This is a genomic window from Modicisalibacter sp. MOD 31.J (genome assembly GCF_020147985.1).
In the GTDB taxonomy this organism is placed as follows: domain Bacteria; phylum Pseudomonadota; class Gammaproteobacteria; order Pseudomonadales; family Halomonadaceae; genus Modicisalibacter; species Modicisalibacter coralii.
This window is the reverse complement of sequence record NZ_JAGXFF010000005.1, coordinates 461,510-485,043: the sequence shown is the minus strand read 5'-3', so window position 1 is coordinate 485,043 and position 23,534 is coordinate 461,510. Positions and strand designations below refer to the sequence as shown.

The following is a 23,534-nucleotide window of genomic DNA, read 5'->3' as shown; positions in this document are numbered from 1 at the left end:
GCTTCCGCAACTCTGGGAGAATTCGAAGTACATCTCGTGGCACCGGTCTCACGACAACCCGGTCGTCCGCGTCCCTCGCCCTTCCGGAGAGCCAGAGTCGAAGTCGATTCCGCGCTTGGCCGACGAGTACGCCACCTGGGAAGCCTGTATCGCCTATCGGGACCGCCGCGGCCCGGAGCTTTGGGGAGAGCGGCGCTGGGCCGAGATCCTGTCCGCCGCATCGAGACGGTCGGTCGCGCGCCACCGGGCCCAACCTGCTGGGCCGATCACGGGCGTGTATCCCTACGAACGTCCCAATGGCACCACAGTCTGGATAGCCACCTGGTACGAACTCCTGCCGGACGGTTCGCGCCGCAAGCGCGGCAAACAGTACAGCTACGGTACACCTCACTCCCGCTTCGCCACCTCCGAGCAGGCCATGGCGGCCGCCATCGAGAAACGTCAGCAAGAAGAGGCCCGCTGGTACAGCACGACAGGGGCCGGGGAGCACAGAGAGGTCAGCCGGCTGGATGCCTGAATCCCACGGCGCCCGGCATGAGCCCAGAGAAGTGTGAAGCGGGTCTGTTGCGCGTCTCTGGGGGGCAGGGTCAACCGATAGGTTTATTTTGCACTATGCTTGGCATAGGATTCGGGATTCCGAACACGAAAGCGTGTTAACGTCATGACGTTGGGAATGCAGAGGAGTAGAGCCATGAAACATCGCACCAAGAGCAGCCGCACGGCACGTGCAGCGGGCTCCGTGATGGACATCTGGCCTACGGGCAGTTACTCCCAGCACATGCCCAAGGGGAGCGATCAGGAACGGCTTTCCCAATACTGGGCATCTGTCGGCAAGCACCTTCGGTCAGCCCTGAGCCAGTATGACATCGACCACGCCTCCAGACGGTGACTCGCCCTCCCAGCAGCAACTCTCCCTGCAGGGAGATCAGCAGGCAGGCCAAGTAGACGAAGCGACCCAGAAAGAGTTCGTCGGGCTTGTCGAGCAGCTCCATCATGGCCAGCTCAGCCAGGATGAGCAGGTCCGCTTGGGTGATCTGATAGTCAATATGCCGGTGCCAGAGTCCTCGGAATCGACCGTGGCCATGATGCACCAGGTTAGCTATCAGGGCCCCTTGCCTCCCCCAGAGCAACTCAATGCCTATGACGAAGACACTCGTCGCGTCATCGTGCAGATGGCCCTCGACGAACAGAAGCACGTGCATGACGTCCGTCGCAGAGGCCTGGATGGTTCCATCAAGAAGGACGAGCGCGGCCAGCGATATGGACTGACCGTCGCCATCGTCGGGCTGGTCGCGGCCGCGGTGATCGCCCCCTTCAGTGCCGCCGCCGCCGGCGTGATCGGAACGCTCGACCTACTGGGCCTGGTGACCGTTTTCGTTGCTCCGCGAATTCTTGAAAGTCGGAGTCGTAAAGAGAACCAAAGGTCTGATGAAAATCAGGATGGTGATTAATAAAGGGCTTTTCGAGTTATATGGGGTAGGGATTTTATAATAAATTATGGAGCAGGGGCGATGGCCAATCATAAGTTAGACTTGTTGGACAATGCAATAGATAGCCTAAGAGAAGCGCTGGCTAAATATGAAGAAGGAGAGAATGGGGATCAGAAGGCATATAAGTTTGCCATTCTTCACTTGTCCCATTTCATAGAGCTGGTTTTTAAGCATTATATCGCAGAGCAGCACGAATTTTTGATTTATAAATCTCCTTTTGCCGACAAGCTGGACAAAAGCAAGACTATCGGTTTTTGGGAGTCGGTGAATTTCATATCTCATGTCACGGGCGAGATGGGTAAAAACTCAGAGTTCAGGAAGGACTTGGACTGGCTAAAGAGGCTGCGAAATGATATAGAGCACTACAAGTTTGAAATGAATGTCGAAGAGGTGAGGGACGCGCTTGGAAGAGTTTTTCGATCTGTCCTTGAGTTTTTCGAATTCTTCAGTGATTTGAGTCTGGAAAGCTATGTTCCTTCAGAGTTGGCGGGAGCGTTTCAAGAGTTGGCTGACGAATATATCGGCAAGCTGAGACGTGCTGAAAGAGAGGTAGAGGAAGCGGAGAAAGAGGCTTTCTCAGGTTATAGACCAAAAGAATATGATTTGGTTCGGTGGGCAAGGTTAAAGTGTGAGTCGTGTGGTAATGACTTAATGATACCGGATTCGCAATCAAGTACTGGCTATCAATGCAAGTTATGCGGAAATGAAGATAGCTTTGAAATTCCTGCAACTTGTGATTTTTGTGGTTGTGATGGTTATGCTGATGATATGGAAGCATGGTCTGATGATGAAGGTGGAGTGGAATTAAGGTGCTACTATTGCTCTGGACGTCATCATATGGATAGAGATGACTAGGGGCGAGGTTGTTATATATAATAGCCTTTCAAATCGGTGGAATGCCTACGATATGATGCTGGATCTCTGTTGGTGTTGTTTATAAGCTGCTTTTTATTTTGGTTTATTTTTTGACGTTCGGGTTCTAGTGTTGCCCATGTCTTTTGCTCTTTACCTTCAGGACGAGGGAAAGGGCTTACCCCAAAGGGACAAAGGGCTGTAAGGGAAGGGATGATAAGGGGAAGGGTGTTACCCGGTATGATAAGGGACACCCCAAAGGGCCAACCGAGTAAAAGGCCGAAGGGCTATGCTCTCACTGGCAGTTTCTGGTGGGTGTGCCATTTAGCCGGCTTATCCGCATTGCCAGAGAAAATAAGGCTCACTCCCATTGCCCAAAGGCTATTGGCCAGAAGCAGATAATAAGCAAGTTTAGTTATAATTCCAATTTTCAACTACCGCTTTGGAGTGAGACGAAAAGCCACCCCGGCGAAGGGACCGCCAGGGCCGGAATGAACTGGGGCGACTGGTTATGCCTTATCTGTTCAAAATGTTCCCAAAGGCTACAGATCTCGTCGTTCAGCCGCATTCAAAGTCCTGATAAAGTTAGGAATCGTTGAGTTTTTTCCTCACAATAAGTTTTAAGCCAGTAGTCGTAGGTCTGCAACGCTCTGTTAGCAGTATCCTTACCTAATCGATATCGGCATCGTGATATGAAATCTTCTGCAAAAGCTTCACTTAGGCCTTCGCTGATAAGGCTCTTCTTGAGATGATTCCAAGCGCCTCCGTGGGTAGCATAAGTCTTAATCATATCTCTCGTGTTCATGAGGATCTCAAAATTGCATAACGCCGCGAGCATACGCGGCTTTGTAGTGGAGGTGTCTACGAAGTCCGGAGCGATTCAGCCTGAGTTGTTTAGCAAGAGGACTCATAATCACGCGGGGGCCGAGACGTAATCATTGCATTGCTCTCCTTAGCTTTGCTGAGATAGAATGAACTGCCACTCGATTTCCGATTTCCCCGCTCGTTTTTAAAAAATCATTCTGCTCAAGAAACCTCAAAACGTGCGTTACTATGGATAAATGGATATTGAGTTTTTTGCTAAGCTCATGGTTGGTGTAAATGTTCTCGTTTACAATTGCTCCTACTATTGAGTTCTGCATCTTACCATATTCTGGTACGTAGGCTTTACAGTACTCTTCATAACCAAATAACGTTACTCGATAATGGCACCCCCAATGCTCTGGGCCACCACCAATATAGTGTGATATCGAAATGTAACCTTGATCCTCAAGAATCTCTAGAGACTCCAGAACTTGCTCTTTGGGTGGGGCTTCCGAATTGTTATCATTAAAGATCTCTTCTGGCTCTATTGGATCATCCGGCCATTCATTTAGGGAATCGCAAGATTGCTTTAGCACTAAGTTGTCTACTGGCTCAAGGCCCTCTATTTGATGTATGGCAGGTAACGTATATGATGGGGGTTGACCAATATTTGGTTTTAATGAAGCGCCAAAAATTGATGCCAATATCCTTTCGAAACTAGAGTCGTAGCAAGATTTGTCTTTTATTGTCTCCCAGAGAGTGGACTTAAGTGGCTCTGGTACTTCGCACTCATCAATAACAACGGGTATAAGTTTTGTTCCTTTCTGAATCCTGTTAATGATAGTGGAGTTTAGCTCTTCCCGAACCCATGGTTTCTGAACACTGTAATCTGAGAGTACAATGATTACGGCTTCCGATTGTTTTAGCCCTTCCTCAAAGATCTTGTCAACCAAGCTATCACCTGGAAGCATTTCCCATTTATCCAGCCAAACGTCCACGCCATTTTCAGTAAGCCTAGTAGCAAACTCGTCTACAAAACGCTCTTTATCTTCAGATGCGTGGCTCAAGAATACTTTAGGGTGTGTCATAGATATCCAATTGCGTATAATGTCTCAATAAACGTCGCAGCTCTGTTGCGTCAGTCACCAAGGCGCGAAGTTAGGTTATTAGTTAGTTGGGATTTTTGCCATTTTTTTCCTTGGTTTCTCTTATTTTCTGAAGTTCTTCTACAATAGGATTTGTTTCGCCTACGCTTTGTAAAAATGGGCGTAGATCAACATGGCTTTTTTCGACTACGGCTTTTTCCATATAACTATATGATGCTGTGACTACAAACTGTGAGGGCAATGAATGCTTCGACTCTCCAAAGATAAGCCATACCTGGCCAAGAGCAAAAAATAATTCTTGGCTTAGCGCAAAACTATCAAATGTAGATGAAAAGGCACTTGCTTCTCTCAGGTTTTTATCTGGCTCGTCAAACTGATAAAAATCCCTATCCAGTTATAAGTTTACGTTTAATGCAGGTGTCTTACCACTATTATGAATTTTTAAATATAGAGAAGACGTATGGGGTCTTATGAAAGGCTGAACTACCAAATAGGGTCGAGACATCGTTTCTGTTTGTTCTTTCATCATCTGTACAGAGCGTTCACTCATTTTTGACATTCTATATGTCAAATAAGCGTAGACCCCAGTGACAACGACGAGAATTCCCGTCAGTATTTCCATGATCATCATTGCCTCCTGATGCCTAAGGCCTAAGCTTAACTGCCGGCCGAAGCGCGGTAGCGCTTTGGGCTTTCAATTGCAGCCCCCTCGTTATACCGAAATCAAAGACAGAACACTGCTTCGATCCACTCGTCTTTTGGGAATGGACCGTGTATCGACTTGAAACAGCCCCGACTTTCTTTAACGTCGCGCTGCATATCTGTCGCTACCCAATTCACTGTGCAAACGACTTTGTTGGCGTCGAGAATTACACCTCGGATTATGCCAATATGAAAAATTCGGATCCCCTTCTGTCCCTGACCTTTCATGCGTTTTATGGCTATGCGGTCGCCTATTTGCATTTTTTCTGCTTTCGCGTACTGCGCTGGCTGATCGACTTCATTCCAGCCCAGCAACCAAAACCCCTGTTCTACAAAACGCTGGTCTTGATGCTCAGTGCCGCCCCACGACGCCCCCACTACCCAGTAATTCGCCATTATGCACCTCTTTATATAACACGTGGCTCACGCACCTGTCGAAGATGCGAAGCAGCGGAAATTTGGTCATCGTGAGACAGTTTTTTATACGCTATCATGATAGAGCCAGAAGTTCAGGCGATGCTGTGCTGAGCACCAAACCGACTGCAAGCCAAAATACACCAGCTGTGGCTAGACGGAGCCCGTCGGTGGATGTGGCCTCCATTTTACGGTGAAGCTCTGTGAATTGGGTGCCACGCTCCTGAGTTTCCTGTTGTAGTTTTGACGTGAACGTTCTTTTGTTTTTGGAAATAGCACTCTCTGAAGACCGAAGACGACCCTCAACGCTCTTGAGGTTGGCTTCAAGAGCGTCTATGCGCTGTTCCAAGGTTGCGTACGGTGGCGCACTTTGCCACACAGTGGCGGATGCATATCCACTTGATGTGAGCGTGGCTGAGCCTGACGCATATTGGACTTTAGGCTTGAAGCGTGGCCAGGACGTTGCCCAGCTTCGAAGCAATTGAAGGAAACTAGGTTTATTGAACATCCGTCGTGTATCTCGAATACCGAGCGCTGCCGCCACGATACCAAGAAGTTGTAAACCTAGCCCAGCCAAACGAATTGCAGGCTCAGTTTGTATGGAGAATGGCAACCACACGGCTATCACGGCCACTGAGATGGTCGAGGTGGCCAGTTGCGCTCTCGCGAGCCAATGAAAAAAACGAACAGTCCAGTTAGACATCAAATACGCTCCCCCTTCCATGTAGCGCATAACGCCGCACCTCAGTCTCCGACTGAGGTGCGGCAGAGTTCTGGGCGGTCAAGTGTAGCGTTTTGTTTGTAGCATAGTAACATTCAGTAGGTAATCCACAGCCCATTCAATCAACTTGGGGATAATATATTGATCATGGGGAATGGCAATGGGCCACCGAAGCCTACTCTCAAGTTACCCCCACGGTCATTCACAACAAGCGCAGAGATATCTACTCTATGCTCTCGATGCTGACTACGGACTCTTTCAAGAGTGTTGGAATAATCTTGATGGCTTGTGAATAGCTCATGATTTGACACTGAAATGCTGAGGTTAGCCCTTGCAGCGGATCGTACCAAAGCTTCAGCGTAGCTGGTTTTACCAGCTACGCTTGCTCCACTAACTAATATCTCTCTCATACTACTCCCCCCGGTGCGATATTATTTCGCCCAACACTTTGTACAACGGCGAGAGGAACGAGCGTCCGACGCTGTGGGCGTGAGCTGCTGCTTGTTATTTTTTCTAATATTGAGATGCACTACGAATTTTACAATATCCGTAGGCACATCCAGATTCACGTAAATGCTCTATGACATCGTCGATACAGCATTCTCCATACACTTTATAACCAACTGATTGGTCGTTGCTATTTTGGGTGTATACTGCGTATAGTGCACATCGAGGGTCATAATATAGGCAGCATATTTCTTTATCAAAAAGTCTAGTTAAGCGGTTATGAGAATTTGGGAAGTACTGTCTGATCAGCGGGTAGAACTTAGGTGAAGAGAGTAAGATCCGCTCTATGTCGTAACAATTGAAAAACTTGCTTTGGCTTTGTTTATTATTGCAAATATTATTTACTGATGTTACAAAGCCCTCTGTGTATGACGTTGAACAGAAAAACATAAACCCATTGCAGTCGTGTTCTGCCAGTTTATTCGCAATGGCTGCATCATCTCTGACACCTACCGGTCTACCACTATAAGCATAGTGTTTACAGCTCACCAGCCAACGATAACCGCGACTCCCAAATTGAATAGGCTCCTCGCAAATAATATCACGCCCACCATCGGGGCCTATGGCTGGCCGGACAGGTATGTGCGCCCCATGCTCTTCTAAAAGATGCATGCAGAAATTTTCAAATGCATGATGGTACGGTATTTCTTTTAAATCTATAACCATATTCACATCCTTAGGTGTCGGGTCGCGCCCATGGTTACTGTAAGCGAAGATGCCCGTAAGGCTAGGCCGATTTCTGATTTGGCATGTGCCCCTTATACCCATTGTAGTGCACAAACTCCGTGGGATCGACGGCCGGGCCTGTAGGACTCCCATATCGAGCGCGCTCCATTTACTCCCCCCTACTGATTCATCCAGGCCCCGCTTGGTCCTGGTTCAACTGATTGAAGACCCTTGCACACCCTCATCGACCGTTACATACTCAATGTGCATCCGTTGGCTGCTGACGGCAACAGCAGCGCCCTTTGCCCCACGGGGCATATCCCGAAGCCGCAACGCATCCCGAGAAGCGGCGCTCTAGCGAGCTGGATGCCTCCTAACCCTCACCAGGGAGACTCTCCCTGGTTGGGAGTCTCCGATCCCGAAACCACTCGACCGATGGAGATTCCCATGCAACTTGGCATTGCCTTGTACGACGCCCTGCGTTCCGTCGACATCCCTGACAATAAGGCCATGGATGTCGTGAATGCCCTGGAGAGTGAGATGAATCAGCAGCTTGCCACCAAGCAAGACCTGATAGCGACCAGGCAGGACCTGAAGCAGGAAATCAGCCAACTGGAAACGCGGCTGACTGTCCGGATGGGCGCGATGGGTGCCGGCATCATCGGTATCCAGTCCATCATCATGGCCCTACTGAAAGTCTTCGGCTGACACAGCCTCTTCGACCGACCTCTGTTCCACCACCCATCCGGGGACGCTTCCCCGACGGGGATGGTGTGCTCCCGGGCCTGATCCACTGGAGCAACACCATGAACCTGAACCCCTTCAAAGGCTCTCGAGCCTGTCTGTTCGCCATACTCGTTCCGGTCCTGCTGCCTCAAGTCTTGCCCGAGCCACTCCTGTGGATCTGGCTGACGCTCGCGTGTCTCTGGATTCTCGTGAAGCTGGGGATCGTGAAGGTGGCATTCGCGGGAAGCGAAAGCGTCGAGCCCGAGGAGGGAGGAACCTCACCGGACTCGCGTTCCAGCCTGAAGTCCGGCTCTCCCCATCGTGGTGAGATTCTCGCCCTGGGCAGCGCGCCCTTCGAGTTCGACGAGGCGAACCGCCTCAGCTACTACATCACGCTGCGTTCCGCCACTGGCGAAAGAACGTTGTGGGGTGTCGATCTCGAGCGTGTCGCGCACGAGGCCGATCTGACCATCGGGGAGACCGTCGAACTCGAGTTCCTCGGGAAGAAACCGGTCGTCGTCCCGAAGCCGGTACGCGATGCCCAGGGCAAGGTGGTCGCTCACCGCAAGGTGAACACCCATCGCAACACCTGGAAAGCGACCGTTCTGCCGGCATGAACCCACCCATGGGGAAGTTCCTTCCCCATGGGGCGAGGTGCTTCCTCGATTCGGTAACTGGAGGAGACGCACCATGAACATCTACCTGCCTCACGGCACATCTCCGTCCAAGGTCGAGGAGGTTCGGCGTGCCGTCGAGAATACCGGCCACCCGGTAAACTGGATTGGCACGTTGGCCGATCAGGCTTCCTGTTGGCATCTCGAGTATCAGGGTGTCGAAGTCGATGATGCCCTGGTGATCGACACCGTCGAAGACGTCCTGGTTGGGCCATAGGACCCTGGACGCCTGAAGACGGCATAAACCACGCGATATCCACCCCATGGGGAAGTTTCCTTCCCCATGGGGCGAGGTGCTTCCCCTTTTTCGTTATCGAGGAGAAGCACCATGAATCGCACACCCCACAAAGCCAACGTCCGCATCGATCTCACCGCGAAGGCGAAGCGACTCGGGCTCTGTCCCGATCGCCACGACGTGATGGTCCAGATGGAGCAACCTCTCATCAATGAGGTGGTCGCGCTCTTCGAGACGGCTGGCACATCTCACTCTGCTCTTGAGGGCTTGCACTGGATCGAACGTCTCGATGCGTTCCTTGAGCAAGCTCGAGACGAGCTATCGAAAGCGCCTGCTGGCAGCCGATCTCTCGATTTCGACATAGCGGCACCCCATCGTACCGGCGCGTTATTGCTTCCGCTGTTCGTTGGTGTCCATGTCGAGCTGGAGCATCAATTCGGTAAGCAGGCACTGGTGTTCTCGCTGCCCAGACGCGACCGTCTGACTGCCTGAGCACGCGATATTCCACACCGACAAGCCCGTTCAAGACGGGCTTGTTTCCTTATCCACCCCCGGCCGGGACAGTCTCCCGGTGGGGGCGAGTCTCGGTCGTCATCCGGAGGTTTCGACGATGGCCGACATCTACCAAGCAATCACGGATCGGATTCTGGAAAGTCTCGAGCAAGGGCACCTTCCCGGCATCGGGAAGCCCTGGGATCCATCCAATCGAACGCCACTCATCCCCTGCAATGCGGTCTCCGGGCGGCAGTACAACGGCATCAACGTGCCGCTTCTTTGGGGCATGGCCGACAAGCGCGGATTTTCACAGGACCGCTGGCTCACATTTCGCCAGGCCAAAGAGGCCGGGGGATCGGTACGCAAGGGCGAGAAAAGCACCCTCGCGTGCTTCTACAAACCCATGAAGCGCCAGATCGTCGATGAGGCCGGCGAGCCCGTGCTGGACGAGGAGGGCAATCCCAAGGAGAAGCACTTCGCCATCCTGCGGGGCTTCAATCTCTTCAACGTGGACCAGTGCGACGGGCTTCCCGATGAGGTCACGAATCCGCCGGCGACGTCGGTCGAGGGATTCGGCAGCGTGGATGCGCTCGACGACTTCATCGGTGGCTGTGGCATCAAGGTCACGCATTCGCTGGATCGTGACATCGCCGGGTATTACCCCCGGCAGGACCGAGTGCTGATGCCGGCGAAGGAGCGATTCCAGGATGCGGACAGCTACTACAGCGTGGCACTTCACGAACTCACCCATGCCACCGGGCACGAATCACGCTTGGCCCGCATAGGGATCACCGACCCCGAGCCGTTCGGTTCCGAACGATACGCGCTCGAGGAGTTGGTCGCGCAGCTGGGCAGTGCCTTTCTGTGCGGACACTTCGGTATTCGCAACGAGGCCTTCGATGCCGCCTACATCGCCAGTTGGATCGAGGTGCTGCAGTCGGACAAGAAGGCCATCTTTCGCGCCTCGGGCGCGGCACGCCTGGCGGCGGAATTCCTGAAGCAAGCGCACGAGGAAAACCGCAAGCCGGCATCGCCTGACCAATCACCGAAGGAGAGCGCCGCGGTCATGCCGAAGCGCCGGCCCGAGGTGAGCGATCAGGACATCGAGCTGTTCGGGCATCAATGGCCGCTGGGGGACAGCGTCAAGCTGGACCCTACGGTCGAACGGGGCACATTGCGCGCCCAGATCACTCGCCTGAAGCAGATGGGCTACGAACTCGATGCCACGACGCAAACCTGGACCTACTCGGCTGCCGCGGCGGCCTGATCATCGACCAAGGAGCATGACATGACTTCCACCGCTACCATCCCGACGACGACCGTCGGCCTTCTGGCTCATCGTGATTTGGGCATGCAACTACCGCTGTGCACCCTGAAAAGTGCGGCCGGTTACTACATCGGCACCGTCCATGAGGAGTACGGCCCGGTCTCGAGAGAGTCGGAAGAATACTTCTCGACGGCGGAACAAGCCGAAGACGCGCTGGCCAGTGGCCGCTGGACCCAGCGACTGACGTCCGGTATCTGAACCAAGGCCACCCCTGTGGGACGATCTCTGTCCCGCAGGGCTGGGTCGTCCTTCAGCACCCCGAAGGAGCCCAGCATGGCCATGAATGCACAACCCATGGAGCCGACGTTCTCGGCACTGACCGAGATCCAGCTCAACGCGCTCGAGGATCTGCTCTCCAACGACGAGGCATCGTCGGATGAGGAACTGATCGCGTTCTTCACCTCGGAGGGCATACCCGAGGCCGTGGCTCGGCAGGCACTGACCTACCGCGACCAATACCTCACGACCATCTATCTAGACGGGCATACCCCGATTCGTCTCGAGCGTGACGCTTGGCGTTACGACCCTCAGTCGCGTCGCTTCGTGCCTGCCTGTTCCGACACTCAACCCCTGGGGGCGATGACTGCCCCTGGGGCAGCTTGTCCCATCTCTCTCGATGGAGGCAGCATGTCGACTTCAATTCCGCTCTGGCGTCTCGAGGAGGCGCCGGAGCTTTTTCTTGACAGCTTCGTCGCCGATGGCGGCCGCGCGGTGTTTCTGTCCCTGTGGGGCCGGGATACCGCCATTCACGAACTGATGGCGAACCTGACCCTACCGGTCGCAGAAGGCGGGTGGAATGGGGTCACGCTTCAGCGGGACGGCCAGTCGATCCCCCTGAATCTGGATCGTGATCGCCTAGTGAAGCGCACGACGCGGACCTACCGGCAGACGCGTTTCGGCAGCCTGCTGAACCTATGGCTGTTCGATCGGCGCTGTCAGGATCCCGATCGGGCCAACCGTCAGTGCTACGCCATTTTCAACGAACGAGACCCCCGTCAGGACAAGAGCGCGATGCTCTGGTCGCGACTGCGAGATCTCGCCGCGTTTCCGCTGCTCGATCACTGGCGACCCAGGGTCGTTCAACTGCTCCTCGAGCATGGCGCGATACGCCAGCTCGACCAAACGTCCGAGCGCCTGTCCGGCGTCTGGATCGATCTCTCGCTGGCCACCGTCCAGGACGCCATCGGTCAGCTCATTCACACCGGCGATCTCGCCACGCAATGAACCCGGGAGGCCATCATGGCTCTGATGTTTCCACGCTTGGCGCGCAACTTCGCCAAGAACGGCTACTACCCCACCGACGAGGACTCGATCGATCGTGTTCTGCAGGCTCTGGACGCCTCGCATGACCAGCGGGTGCGCATCTTGGATCCGTGCGCCGGCGAAGGTCACGCGATTCTGGAAAGTGCTCACCGGCTGGGCCGCGAGCGAACCGATGTCTACGGTATCGAGTTCGATCTCGAGCGCGCACGCCACATGCAGAGTGTCGTGGATGTCGGCATCCAGTCGGATCTGATGGACACCGTCATCTCGCCGCGCTCGTTCGGGATGATGTTCTTCAACCCACCCTACGGGGATCTCGTCAGCGAGACCGGCGGCAGCAAGGGGTATGCCGGCAAGGGCCGGCAGCGGCTGGAGAAGCTGTTCTACCAGCGCTGTGTCCATCTGCTGCAGTACGGCGGGGTCATGGTGATGATCGTGCCGCACTACGTCTTCGACGATGAACTGTCGAGCTGGGTCAGCCAGCACTTCGATCGCGTCACCGCGTTCGAGGCCGCGGTCGATACCTTCAAGCAGGTCGTCGTCTTCGGCGTTCGAACGAAGCGCAATGCACTGTTGGCCAACGACCGGACCAAAACGATCAGACAGATGTTGCAGCGACTCGGGTTGGGAGAGTTCAAACCCGAGCCGTTGCCGTCGACCTGGTGGGATGAACCCTATGACGTGCCGCCGGCGACGAGCAGCACGCCACATTGCTACCGCGTGTCGCTGGAGCCCGAGCAGTTGGGGCAGGAGGTCGAGCAGTTGGGCGGGCTATGGCCCGACTTCAACCTGGCGTTCTGGACCGATGGCGCCACGCAACGTCGTCCGCTGCGCCGGCTTTCGAGCTGGCACCTCGCGCTGTCGCTGGCGGCGGGAGGCATATCGGGCGTCGTGACCTCGCGATCCGGGCGTCAGCTGGTCGTGAAGGGCGATACCTTCAAGGAGAAGTCCTCGAAGGTCGAGTTCGACGAGGACGCCGATGGCAACATCAGCGAGCGTCGAATCCTGACCGATCGTTTCGTGCCAGCCATCATGGCCTGGGACGTCACGCCTGGCTCTCCCGACAAGGGGCGACTGTTCAAGATCACCTCGACGCCGGCACTGGATGCGCCGACACCATCTGAACCTGCCGATTCGGACGCCGAGACGGCATAAACCAACACGCTCGCTCATGGAGCGAGCCAACCCCTACGGGCAGAACTTCGCCCGTGGGGGCGTGTTCTGCCCGTTTTCATTGGAGACGGTTATGAACATGCCCTGCACAGCACCGGATAACGTCATCGCGCTCAACGATTTCATCGATGAGTTCGGTGACGGGCTTCTGGATACGCTCAACCACACCCATCCTCCGGTCTACGATGGCCGAGGCGACCCGGCTCGTCAGGCGGTGATGGACACCCTGGCACGACAGCCGTTTCCGGCACAGGCGGAGGTCGTTCAGGCCATCTGTGCCTTGCTGCTGGATCAGAACGAACGTGCCGGGATCATCAACGCCGAGATGGGAACCGGCAAGACTATGATGGCGATCGCCGTCGCCGCCGTGCTGGCGACCAAGGGCTATCGTCGATCGTTGATCGTGTCTCCGCCGCACCTGGTCTACAAGTGGCGGCGCGAGATCCTCGAGACGGTGCCCGATGCCCACGTGTGGGTACTCAACGGGCCCGATACGCTGGCGAAGTTGCTCGAACTGCGCGAACAGCTGGGGCAGCCAGAGGATGGCCGGCCGGAGTTCTTCGTGCTGGGTCGCGTGCGCATGCGCATGGGGTTCCACTGGGTTCCGGTGGCCACCCCGAAGCGCACGCTGTCCGGACGCTTCGCGGCGTGTCCGGACTGCGGCCGCATGATACTCGACAACGACAATGAGCCGATCCGGTTCGAGTCGTTCCAGCAGACCGAGCGTCGGCAGCATTGCGGCGGTTGCGGTGGCCAGCTCTGGACACTCATACGGCAGCGGCAGCCCGAAGGGGATGCCCGCCGTCGTTCGGTGCTCAAGGCGCTGCAGCGTATCCCGACGATCGGCAAGGTGACGTCCGAGAAGCTGATCGCCCAGTTCGGGGAGGCGTTTCTATCGTCGATGCTGGCCGACAACGTGCACGAGTTCATCAACCTGATGGACGAGAACGGTGACTTGGTGTTCAACGATCGTCAAGCGACGAGGATGGAGCGGGCGATGGCCAACATCGAGTTCGGTTTCGGCGAGGGCGGTTTCCAGCCGAGCGAATTCGTGAAGCGCTACCTGCCCGATCGGTTCTTCGACCTACTGATCGTCGACGAGGGGCACGAGTACAAGAACGCGGGGTCGGCCCAGGGCCAAGCCATGGGCGTACTGGCAGCGAAGGCACGCAAGACGCTATTGCTGACAGGCACGCTGATGGGCGGCTATGCCGATGACCTGTTCTACCTGCTCTTTCGGGTTCTCACGCCGGTGATGATCGAGGATGGTTACCGTCCCCATCGCAATTCACTGGGCGCGGCGTCCATGGCCTTCATGCGCGAGCACGGTGTCCTCAAGGACATCTACTCGGAGCGCGAGGGCGCTGGACACAAGACGGCGAAAGGGCGGAAAACCTCGGTGCGCACCGTGAAGGCACCAGGTTTCGGTCCCAAGGGCATACTGCGCTACGTGTTGCCCTTCACGGTTTTTCTCAAGCTCCAGGACATCGGTGGCGATGTGCTGCCGCCCTATGACGAGGAGTTCGTGGAAGTGCCGATGTCGTTCGATCAGGCCAGTGCCTATGATCGGCTCTCAGAGGAGCTTACACGGGCGCTCAAGGAAGCGCTGGCTCGCAAGGACACCACACTGCTCGGAGTGGTGCTCAACGTGCTGCTGGCGTGGCCTGATTGTTGTTTTCGGCCCGAGACCGTCAAGCATCCGCGCTCACGGGAGCTGATCAGTTTCGCGAAGTCGATATTCGACGAGACGTCGACGATGCCGAAGGAGGACGAGCTGATCGAGCTATGCCGGTCGGAGAAGGCCCGGGGCCGCAAGGTGCTGGTCTACTCCACCTACACTGGTAAGCGCGACACGACGAGTCGCCTGAAGCGGGTGCTCGAGCAGGCGGGGCTGAAAGTGGCCGTGCTGCGCTCTAGCGTCGACACCAGTCGGCGCGAGGACTGGATCGCGGACCAGGTCGAGAAGGGGATCGATGTCTTGATCGCCAACCCGGAGCTGGTGAAGACGGGGCTGGATCTTCTCGACTTCCCGACGATCGCATTCATGCAGACTGGCTGGAACGTCTACACGCTGCAGCAGGCAGCGCGGCGCTCCTGGCGAATTGGTCAGCACCGGGCGGTACGCGTTGTATTCTTTGGCTACGCCGAAACGTCACAGATCGCCTGCCTGCGGCTGATGGCCAGCAAGATCGCCGTGGCACAGAGCACGTCCGGGGATATCCCCGAGTCTGGGCTCGATTCGCTCAACAGCGACGGCGAATCGGTCGAAGTGGAGCTGGCTCGTCAGCTGGTTGCATGACGCTCACGTTTCACTTCAAACCCTAACCCCTCCTCTGAGGGGTTGGGGTTTTTTAATGAGAATGAAATATGCGGGTCGAAAGGGGCCTAAATGTGTTTTAGATGTCACCCACCGGCAGAGCCTGACCTAGAGATCTCAAGTCCTTCTGTAGCTGGATGCGCACGCAGCTGATGAGTCCACGAGCATTGTCCGGTAGGGGGTTGCCAGGCCGGACCAGCAAAATGCTATGAGAGCGAACATCGAAGCGTAAAGTGCGTACGACCAAGCCCCGATCCACCATCGCGTTATTTTCATTGAGGGCGGATGGGCCTGAAGAGGCCGTAAGAACAACGGCACCGGCGATCCCGGTGCCGTTTTTTCATGTTCGAGCAAAGAGATATGCCTGGAAGGCATAACTGTAGATGCCTAGCTCCGCTTTATATTTCAAATCAATCTAACGTTAGAACATTTTTGGCGTTACTCTGTGGGTATGCTTTCCAAAGGAGCCGTGATGAACACTTTTGCTCTCTCTCAAGGTGACGGGGATACTGGCCGTCCCGACGTCGCCGGTTTTTTCGATCCTCGTACCTTCAGTATCCAGTACGTTGTCAGTGACCCCGCTACGCGCCGTTGCGCGATCATCGATCCGGTGCTCGATTACGATGAGAAGTCCGGCGCCACGGCGACGTTCCAGGCCGATGAGCTCTTAGCTTACATCGAGCGCGAAGGGCTTAGGGTCGAGTGGATTCTGGATACCCATCCCCACGCTGATCACTTCTCCGCCGCGCGCTATCTGCATGACAAGACTGGTGCGCCCACCGCTATCGGCCAGCCGGTGACCCAAGTCCAGGCATTGTGGAAGGAAATCTACAACTGGCCGGACCTGCAGGACGACGGCAGCCAGTGGGATCATCTATTCGATGAAGGGGACACCTTCAAGCTGGGTGGGATCGATTGCCGGGTGATGCACTCACCGGGCCATACGCTGGCCTCGATCACCTATGTGATCGGCGATGCCGCCTTCGTTCACGACACCCTGTTTCAGCCCGATTTCGGCACTGCCCGCGCCGACTTCCCCGGGGGAAGCGCACACCAGCTGTGGCATTCGATCCAAGCGATCCTCGCGCTGCCTGATCAGACACGCCTGTTCACCGGCCACGACTACATGCCCGACGGCCGGGAACCGCAGTGGGAAAGTACAGTGCGCGAGCAGCGCGAGACCAATAAGCATTGCCTGAATGAGAGCAGCGAGGCCGAGTACGTCGAGCTGCGCAATCGTCGCGACAGCGAACTGCCGATGCCGAAGCTGATCCTGCACGCGCTGCAGGTCAACATTCTCGGCGGCCGCCTCCCCGAACCGGAGAGCAACGGTAAACGCTATCTGAAATTGCCGCTCGACGCCCTGGAAGGTGCCGCGTGGGAGTGAGAAGGCGTCGTCGCCAAACCTTATCGCGCCGCGCCGAATCGACTAAAGGGAGCCAGTCATGAACGAATCGACAGACACGAATCCGTCGACAGTTACGAACGACAAGCGCCATGACATCGTCATCGTCGGCGGCGGGGCGGGAGGCATCGCGGTTGCCGCGAGTCTTCACAAACGTCGTTCCGATCTCGATATCGCTATCGTCGAGCCCGCGCAGGATCACTTCTACCAGCCCGGTTGGACGCTGGTGGGCGGTGGTGTCTTCACCCCGGAGCAGACCCGGCGTTCGATGCACTCGGTAATGCCGAGCTTCGTGACCTGGCACCAGGCCGCGGCGGAACGGTTGCTGCCGGAATCTCGCCAGGTTGTACTAGGCAACGGTTCGACACTCGGCTACCGGGCGCTGGTGGTTGCGCCGGGTCTCGAGATCGACTGGCAGGCGATCGATGGTCTCGAGGAGACGCTGGGTAAGAATGGCGTGACCTCGAACTACCGTTTCGATCTGGCACCCTATACCTGGTCGTTGGTTCAGTCGATGCGCGGCGGCAAGGCGCTGTTCACACAGCCGCCAATGCCAATCAAGTGCGCCGGGGCGCCCCAGAAGGCGATGTATCTCTCCTGCAATGAGTGGGAGAAGCAGGGCGTCCTGAACGGCATCGACGTTCATTTTTACAATGCCGGCGGTGTGATGTTCGGCGTCTCGGACTTCGTGCCGGCACTGGACGAATACGTTCAGCGTTACGGCATCCACAAGCAGTTCCAACAAAACCTCATCGCCGTGGACGGCCCGGCCCAGAAGGCGCGTTTTCGCGTCACGAGCGAGGATAGCAGCGAAGAGATCGAGACCGATTTCGACATGCTTCACGTCGTGCCGCCTCAGCGCGCCCCAAGGCTGGTGCGCGAATCGTCACTGGCCAACAAGGGTGGCTGGCTTGATCTCGATGCCGACACTCTCCAGCACAACCACTTCAGTGATGTCTTCGGTCTCGGCGACGCCAGCGGTACCGGCAACGCCAAGACGGCCGCCGCCGTGCGCAAGCAGGCACCGGTAGTGGCGGACAATCTGCTGGCTGTGCTCGATGGCAAGTCGATGCCCTCCGGCTATGCGGGATATGGCGCCTGTCCGTTGACGGTCGAACGCGGTCGCGTGGTGCTGGCGGAGTTCGGTTACGGTGGCCAGTTGCAGCCGACGTTCCCTTCCTGGATCAATCAGGCCACACGGCCGACCCGGCTCGGATGGAACATCAAGGCGCAGCAGCTCCCCTTCATCTACTGGAATCTGATGCTCAAGGGGCACGAATGGCTGGCCAAGCCGCAGGCGCGCACTTGATTGAGGCCGGCAAATCATGAATCAGCCGCAAAAAGCCGGATTGGCACGCTGGTTCCCGATCCTGGATTGGGGGCGGCGTTACAACGGCGGGTTGCTGGGCGAAGATCTGCTGGCAGCCATCATCGTGGCGCTGATGCTGATCCCGCAGGCGCTGGCCTACGCCATGCTGGCGGGACTCCCGCCGGTGGTGGGGCTGTACGCGAGCCTGGTGCCGCTGGTCGTCTACACCCTGCTGGGGAGTAGCGCGACGCTCTCCGTCGGCCCGATGGCGGTGGTGTCTCTGATGACGGCATCGGCGCTTTCACAGGTTGCCGAGTCGGGATCGCCGAACTACATCGCCGCAGCCCTAGTGCTGGCACTGCTCTCCGGGGCCATTCTGCTGATCATGGGTCTCTGTCGGCTGGGCTTTCTGGTCAATTTCCTGAGTCATCCGGTGATGACCGGCTTCGTCAGCGCCTCTGGCGTGTTGATCGCGGCGAGCCAGCTCAAACAGCTGCTGGGTATCGATCTCTCTGGTTCGACGCTGCCGGCGCTGCTGTCCCATCTACCGTCGGCGCTGACCGGTGTCAGCCTGCCTACCGTGATCATCGGGCTGGGGTCGCTGCTGCTGCTGTGGCTGATCCGACGATGGGGCAAGTCCGCGCTGGAACGTTATCACGTACCGGCTCGAATCGCCGGTGTGCTGGTCAAGCTGGCGCCCATCGCCACCATCGTATTGGCGGCGCTGGTCGCCGGCGCGGCGGGATGGCTGGGCCGCGACGTGGCCGTCATCGGCGAGATTCCCGCTGGTCTGCCACCGCTGACCCTGCCCGACTGGGAGCCGGCACTTTGGCGATCGCTGATCGGTTCGGCGGTGCTGATCAGCATCGTCGGCTACGTGGAGTCGGTTTCGGTGGCGCAGGCGCTGGCGGTGCGCCGCGGTGAGCGCGTCGATCCGGACCAGGAACTGATCGGGCTCGGCGGGGCCAATCTGGCGGCGGCTTTCACCGGCGGCATGCCGATCACCGGCGGCTTCTCGCGCTCCGTGGTCAATTTCGATGCCGGCGCTCGCACGCCGGCTTCCAGCGCGTTCACCGCCGTGGGTATCGCGCTGGCCATGCTGTTTCTGTCGCCCTGGCTGCGGGAACTGCCGATGGCGACTCTGGCGGCGACCATCGTCATCGCCACCGTCTCGCTGATCGATCTGGCGGCGTTCGCGCGGGTCTGGCGCTACGCCCGCGGCGAGGGCGTGGCGATGACCGCCACCGCGCTGGCGACGCTGATCCTGGGCGTGGACGTGGGCATTCTGGTCGGCGTGGGCATGTCGCTGGCGCTGCATCTCTACGGCACCAGCCGGCCCCACAGCGCCGAGGTAGGGCGCATTCCGGGGACCGAGCACTTCCGCAACGTCCGCCGCCACGCGGTTGAAACCGACGCCGGGGTTGCCATTCTTCGCGTCGACGAGAGCCTCTATTTCGCCAACGTCCGCCATCTGGAAGACCTGATCACGGCAGTGGTCTCTCGCGATCCGCCGCCGCGGGATCTGGTACTGGCCTGTCAGGCGATCAATGTCATCGATGCTACGGCGCTGGAGAGTCTCGAGGCGCTCAATCGGCGTCTTCGGGACCGGCAGATCGGACTGCATCTCGCTGAGGTGAAAGGGCCGGTGATGGACCGATTGAGCCGTACCGAACTGCTCGAAACGCTCAATGGCCGCGTTTTCCTGAGCACCTTCGATGCCTGGTGTGAGCTGCACGGCCGCGGGGCGGCACCACTGAGCCATCCCTGTATCGAATCACCGACGCCCGGTGAATCTGTCACAGCCGGTTGATGACATCAACGTCATCACCAAACGAGCAAGACGAGGAAATCATGGAAATCAAGTCACTTGATAATCGTTTGAGCGTCACCGCACAGCCCCAACTCGAAGAGCTGGAGCAACTGGCAGTTCAAGGGTTTCGCACGATCCTCTCCAATCGTCCACGGGGCGAGAGTGAGGATCAGCCAGATCCTGATGGCATGAAAAGCAAGGCAGAATCATTGGGCATGGTCTGGCATCAGGTCCCGGTCAAGCCGGGGGAATATTCGCAGGCCGATATCGAAGCGTTCGAGCACATCCTGATTCACTCTCCTGGCCCCATTATCGGCTTCTGCCGCTCGGGTAAGCGGGTGACTCACCTATGGGCTTTGTCACAGGCAGCGCATCGCACCGTTCCTGAACTCATCGAGGCTGCACAATCCGCCGGTTATGACCTGGAGCCCTTGCGTGAGCGCCTCGAGCAGCAGGCAAGCCAGGCGGTCTGAAGGAGCTGATCGGTATGTGATGTCGGCGCTGCCGAGCATTCGAAAATAGCTGGTTGACGACACTGGCAATGGGACACGAGATGGAAACGATGAGTGCGTTTCAGGGGTTGCTGGGCGGGGTCCTGATCGGACTTGCCGCTACCCTGCTCATGGGGTTGCTGGGACGAATCGCAGGGATCAGCGGCATTTTCTCTGGGCTGCTTTTCGAACGCGGCGGGAACACGCCCTGGCGTGTCGCGTTTCTACTGGGAATCGTCTCCGGGACGGGCTTGCTGATATTGACCGGCCTGGACTGGGGCAATGTGGCGGGCGACGGCGAAGCGGTGGTCGGTGCTCCGGCGAGCGGGCTGACGACAATGTTGATCGCCGGTCTGCTGGTCGGGTTGGGCACGGGTCTGGGCAGCGGCTGCACGAGCGGACACGGCGTCTGCGGACTGGCACGACTGTCACCGCGATCCCTGGCCGCGACGCTCGTCTTCGTGCTGGTCGCCATGCTGACCGTGTTCGTGTCGCGCCCCTGGCTGGGAGGCGCACCATGAAGGTGGTGGCTGGTTACCTGACGGGCTTGTTGTTCGGCCTCGGCTTGGCGATCAGCGGCATGACCGATCCGGCGCGCGTTATCGGCTTTCTCGATGTCGCCGGCGCCTGGGATCCGACCCTGATCTTCGTGCTGGGCGGTGCCGTCGTCACCACCTTCATCGGCTATCGGCTCGCTTGGCGACGCCCCATGCCGCTGTTCGAATCCCGATTTCAGCTGCCCACCCGCCGTGACCTCGATGCCCGACTGCTGGGAGGCGCCGCGCTTTTCGGTATCGGCTGGGGGCTTTCAGGGTATTGCCCGGGACCGGCGGTCGCCTCACTTCCGGTGCTGAGTTGGCCACTGGCGCTGTTCCTGATCGCCATGGTGATCGGGTGGTGGCTGGCGCGTCGGCTTTCCCCTGCTCACTAAAGGGTGAACTCATCCTGACATCATCGCCGTCCGCCAGACTGCGGCGGGAATGGATCAGGTAGAAAACGGAATAAACATGCGCGTATTGCTCGTCGAGGACGATGCACCGGTGGCGGCAGGCATCGAAGCGGGACTGGCGCTGAGCGACTTCGTCATCGATATCGTGAACACGCTGGACGGTGCACGCGGGGCGTTGTCCGCAATCGACTACGATGCCGCGGTGCTCGATCGCCGTCTGCCCGACGGCGATGGTCTGACGTTGCTGCAAGAGTGGCGTCGTGCGGGTATTGCCATGCCGGTACTGATGCTGACGGCGAGAGACGCCGTTGCCAGTCGTGTGGAAGGGCTTCAGGGCGGAGCCGACGATTATCTGGTCAAACCGTTCGATCTGGATGAGTTGACGGCAAGGCTGCAGGCGCTGTTGCGCCGCAGTGCCGGGCAGGTCGACCGCTCCCTTCGCCACGGGCGCCTGGCGCTGGACCCCGTCGCTCGCAGCGTGACCTTGGATGGCGCACCGGTGGTGCTGGTGCGTCGCGAGCTGATGCTACTGGAGGCGCTGATGCGCGCGCGTGGGCGGATCCTGAGCGCCGACCAGTTGAAGGATCGCCTTTACGGCATCGATGACGAGATCGAGAGTAACGCCCTCAACGTGCATATCTACCAGTTGCGTCGCAAGCTGGGACGCGAAGTGATCGAGACGGTCCGGGGCGTCGGCTACCGTCTCGGCGCGCTTCCCGCCGACGAGCGACTGCATGGCGACATACCCTCATGAGCCTGCGGCTGCGTCTCGTCGCCACGCTCGGGATCACGCTGATGCTGCTGTGGGGGCTGACGGCGGCGTGGTCGATGCGCGATCTCTCGAGCCAGCTCGAGCGGTCGCTGGATCAGCGTCTGGCTCAGTCGGCGCGAATGGTGGCCGGCCTGCTCGATCGCGTGCCAGCCGCGGCCTGGGATGGAGAAGTGGGCGAGACATCGACCATCCCTGCGCTAGAGGGCGTCGCGTGCCGGGTATCTTCGCTGCGCGGGCAGGTGGTGGCGGGTACGCATCCGGAAATGAACGATGTCCTCGCCGTCGATGACGAAGGCTATAGCTACCGCGATCACAACGGCCAGCGCTGGCGCGTCTATACCCTAGTCGACGACGATAAGCGCATCACCGTGGCGGATCGGCTGCGGGAGCGGGAATCATTGTTATCTCAGGTACGCCGTGCGGCGTTCTATCCCTTTCTACTCGCTTCGATCGGCAGCCTGATCGCGCTGTGGTGGGGCGTGACCCGGGGTCTGTCGCCGCTTTCGAGGCTGCAGCGGCGCTTGATGTCACGCGATCACGATGATCTCTCGGCACTGCCGATCCGCGGCTTGCCGGGGGAAATTCGTCCGCTGATCGATGGGTTCAATACCCTGCTGGCACGCACCCGGCGCATGCTGGAGTTGGAGCAGCGCTTTACCGACGATGCCGCGCATGAGCTGCGCACGCCGCTGACCGCGATTCGTACCCATCTGCAGATCGCACGACGCGTTGACGGCGATCCCCGCCGGGAGGCGATGCATCAGGCCGAGGCGGGGGTGGGGCGGCTGACGAAGACGCTCGACCAGTTGCTGTTGCTGGCACGCATGGAGAGCGAGGAGATCGCGCGGGGGAGTGTCGACCCCACGCGGCTGCGCGAGGCCCTGGAGGCCGCGATGGTGGAAACCGGCAGTCGTGATCGCTGTCACTGGCATGCGTCGGTCGACCGGCTTCACGTCGGGTTATCCGGGGAGTTGCTGGTGATTGCGCTGCGCAATCTGCTCGAGAACGCCATGCGTCACGGTTCGCCCGACACCCCGATCGAGATCGGGGTGCACGAGACGAATGGCATGGCCGTGATCGACATCGCCAACCAGGGCGAGACCATTCCGCCCGAACAGATCGCTCGCCTAACGGAGCGCTTTCATCGCGGCAATCATCTCCAGGGTAGCGGCCTGGGGTTATCCATCGTCGAGGCGATCGCCACCCGGGCCGGCGGGAGCGTGCGGCTCGCCTCCGGCGACGGCATCGGGCTGCGGGTCACGCTCTCGCTGCCCCTGGCCTGATTCGCCAGGGGCGGATGAGCAGGGGCGGTTGAGCAGGGCCGGA

General features: G+C 58.0%; 23 protein-coding genes and 2 pseudogenes. 22 read left to right on the top strand and 3 right to left on the bottom strand.

Features of this window, described 5'->3' with window-relative positions:
- Positions 1–115 precede the first annotated feature (115 nt).
- The 4 genes from KGR00_RS19180 to KGR00_RS19165 all read left to right on the top strand — a co-directional run bounded on the left by KGR00_RS19180 (position 116) and on the right by KGR00_RS19165 (position 2,345).
- Positions 116–517 carry a hypothetical protein gene (locus tag KGR00_RS19180; RefSeq protein WP_224418727.1) on the top strand — a complete coding sequence of 134 codons (402 nt, stop codon included), beginning with the start codon at positions 116–118 and terminating at the stop codon, positions 515–517.
- 174 nt (positions 518–691) lie between these two features.
- Positions 692–889, top strand: coding sequence for a hypothetical protein (locus tag KGR00_RS19175; protein ID WP_224418728.1), 198 nt, complete (start codon positions 692–694; stop codon positions 887–889).
- Complete coding sequence (locus KGR00_RS19170) at positions 861–1,451, top strand: hypothetical protein (RefSeq protein WP_224418729.1); 591 nt, start codon at positions 861–863, stop codon at positions 1,449–1,451. Before KGR00_RS19175 ends, KGR00_RS19170 begins: the two co-directional genes overlap by 29 nt.
- 60 nt (positions 1,452–1,511) lie before the next feature.
- Complete coding sequence (locus KGR00_RS19165) at positions 1,512–2,345, top strand: hypothetical protein (protein WP_224418730.1); 834 nt, start codon at positions 1,512–1,514, stop codon at positions 2,343–2,345.
- 932 nt (positions 2,346–3,277) lie between these two features.
- On the opposite strand, the gene KGR00_RS19160 is transcribed toward KGR00_RS19165, so the two are convergent.
- From KGR00_RS19160 to KGR00_RS19150, 3 genes are all read right to left on the bottom strand, one after another.
- On the bottom strand, positions 3,278–4,234 hold the full coding sequence (locus KGR00_RS19160; RefSeq protein WP_224418731.1) for a TIR domain-containing protein: 957 nt from the start codon (positions 4,232–4,234) through the stop codon (positions 3,278–3,280).
- 741 nt (positions 4,235–4,975) lie between these two features.
- Positions 4,976–5,350 (bottom strand): hypothetical protein, encoded by a 375-nt coding sequence (locus tag KGR00_RS19155; protein ID WP_224418732.1) that lies wholly within the window; start codon positions 5,348–5,350, stop codon positions 4,976–4,978.
- A 94-nt stretch (positions 5,351–5,444) separates the two neighbouring features.
- Positions 5,445–6,101 carry a hypothetical protein gene (locus tag KGR00_RS19150; RefSeq protein ID WP_224418733.1) on the bottom strand — a complete coding sequence of 219 codons (657 nt, stop codon included), beginning with the start codon at positions 6,099–6,101 and terminating at the stop codon, positions 5,445–5,447.
- 1,608 nt (positions 6,102–7,709) lie between these two features.
- Here KGR00_RS19150 and KGR00_RS19140 point away from each other — a divergent pair.
- The 18 genes and pseudogenes from KGR00_RS19140 to KGR00_RS19055 all read left to right on the top strand — a co-directional run bounded on the left by KGR00_RS19140 (position 7,710) and on the right by KGR00_RS19055 (position 23,491).
- Positions 7,710–7,970 carry a hypothetical protein gene (locus tag KGR00_RS19140; RefSeq protein ID WP_224418735.1) on the top strand — a complete coding sequence of 87 codons (261 nt, stop codon included), beginning with the start codon at positions 7,710–7,712 and terminating at the stop codon, positions 7,968–7,970.
- Between the two features lie 98 nt (positions 7,971–8,068).
- The gene (locus tag KGR00_RS19135) at positions 8,069–8,605 is read left to right on the top strand and encodes a hypothetical protein (RefSeq protein WP_224418736.1); all 537 of its coding nucleotides are present in this window, start codon (positions 8,069–8,071) and stop codon (positions 8,603–8,605) included.
- A gap of 73 nt (positions 8,606–8,678) precedes the next feature.
- Positions 8,679–8,879: a hypothetical protein gene (locus KGR00_RS19130; protein ID WP_224418737.1), complete on the top strand. Its 201-nt coding sequence runs from the start codon at positions 8,679–8,681 to the stop codon at positions 8,877–8,879.
- A 111-nt stretch (positions 8,880–8,990) separates the two neighbouring features.
- Positions 8,991–9,389, top strand: a complete 399-nt coding sequence (locus tag KGR00_RS19125) for a hypothetical protein (RefSeq protein ID WP_224418738.1) — start codon at positions 8,991–8,993, stop codon at positions 9,387–9,389.
- Between the two features lie 118 nt (positions 9,390–9,507).
- Positions 9,508–10,347, top strand: a pseudogene (locus KGR00_RS19120) (ArdC-like ssDNA-binding domain-containing protein); the annotation flags it as partial.
- Complete coding sequence (locus KGR00_RS22525) at positions 10,321–10,659, top strand: DUF3275 family protein (protein WP_343232820.1); 339 nt, start codon at positions 10,321–10,323, stop codon at positions 10,657–10,659. The pseudogene KGR00_RS19120 and the gene KGR00_RS22525, both read left to right, overlap by 27 nt.
- Positions 10,660–10,680: 21 nt before the next feature.
- Positions 10,681–10,917 carry a hypothetical protein gene (locus KGR00_RS19110; protein WP_224418739.1) on the top strand — a complete coding sequence of 79 codons (237 nt, stop codon included), beginning with the start codon at positions 10,681–10,683 and terminating at the stop codon, positions 10,915–10,917.
- A gap of 81 nt (positions 10,918–10,998) precedes the next feature.
- A complete protein-coding gene (locus tag KGR00_RS19105) occupies positions 10,999–11,943 on the top strand; it encodes a hypothetical protein (RefSeq protein ID WP_224418740.1) in 945 nt (314 codons plus the stop codon).
- A gap of 15 nt (positions 11,944–11,958) precedes the next feature.
- Positions 11,959–13,059: pseudogene (locus KGR00_RS19100) on the top strand (DUF6094 domain-containing protein); the annotation flags it as partial.
- Between the two features lie 169 nt (positions 13,060–13,228).
- Complete coding sequence (locus KGR00_RS19095; protein WP_343232821.1) at positions 13,229–15,454, top strand: DEAD/DEAH box helicase; 2,226 nt, start codon at positions 13,229–13,231, stop codon at positions 15,452–15,454.
- 490 nt (positions 15,455–15,944) lie between these two features.
- Positions 15,945–16,859 (top strand): MBL fold metallo-hydrolase, encoded by a 915-nt coding sequence (locus KGR00_RS19090; protein ID WP_224418741.1) that lies wholly within the window; start codon positions 15,945–15,947, stop codon positions 16,857–16,859.
- A 58-nt stretch (positions 16,860–16,917) separates the two neighbouring features.
- The gene (locus KGR00_RS19085; RefSeq protein ID WP_224418742.1) at positions 16,918–18,186 is read left to right on the top strand and encodes an FAD/NAD(P)-binding oxidoreductase; all 1,269 of its coding nucleotides are present in this window, start codon (positions 16,918–16,920) and stop codon (positions 18,184–18,186) included.
- Between the two features lie 16 nt (positions 18,187–18,202).
- A complete protein-coding gene (gene sulP, locus KGR00_RS19080; RefSeq protein ID WP_224418743.1) occupies positions 18,203–19,996 on the top strand; it encodes a sulfate permease in 1,794 nt (597 codons plus the stop codon).
- 41 nt (positions 19,997–20,037) lie between these two features.
- On the top strand, positions 20,038–20,469 hold the full coding sequence (locus tag KGR00_RS19075) for a TIGR01244 family sulfur transferase (protein ID WP_224418744.1): 432 nt from the start codon (positions 20,038–20,040) through the stop codon (positions 20,467–20,469).
- 80 nt (positions 20,470–20,549) lie between these two features.
- A complete protein-coding gene (locus KGR00_RS19070) occupies positions 20,550–21,008 on the top strand; it encodes a YeeE/YedE family protein (protein WP_224419855.1) in 459 nt (152 codons plus the stop codon).
- Positions 21,005–21,418, top strand: a complete 414-nt coding sequence (locus tag KGR00_RS19065) for a DUF6691 family protein (protein WP_224418745.1) — start codon at positions 21,005–21,007, stop codon at positions 21,416–21,418. The genes KGR00_RS19070 and KGR00_RS19065 overlap by 4 nt, the downstream gene beginning before the upstream one ends.
- Before the next feature lie 76 nt (positions 21,419–21,494).
- The gene (locus KGR00_RS19060) at positions 21,495–22,190 is read left to right on the top strand and encodes a response regulator (RefSeq protein ID WP_224418746.1); all 696 of its coding nucleotides are present in this window, start codon (positions 21,495–21,497) and stop codon (positions 22,188–22,190) included.
- Positions 22,187–23,491, top strand: coding sequence for a sensor histidine kinase (locus tag KGR00_RS19055; RefSeq protein WP_224418747.1), 1,305 nt, complete (start codon positions 22,187–22,189; stop codon positions 23,489–23,491). The genes KGR00_RS19060 and KGR00_RS19055 overlap by 4 nt, the downstream gene beginning before the upstream one ends.
- Positions 23,492–23,534 lie beyond the last annotated feature (43 nt).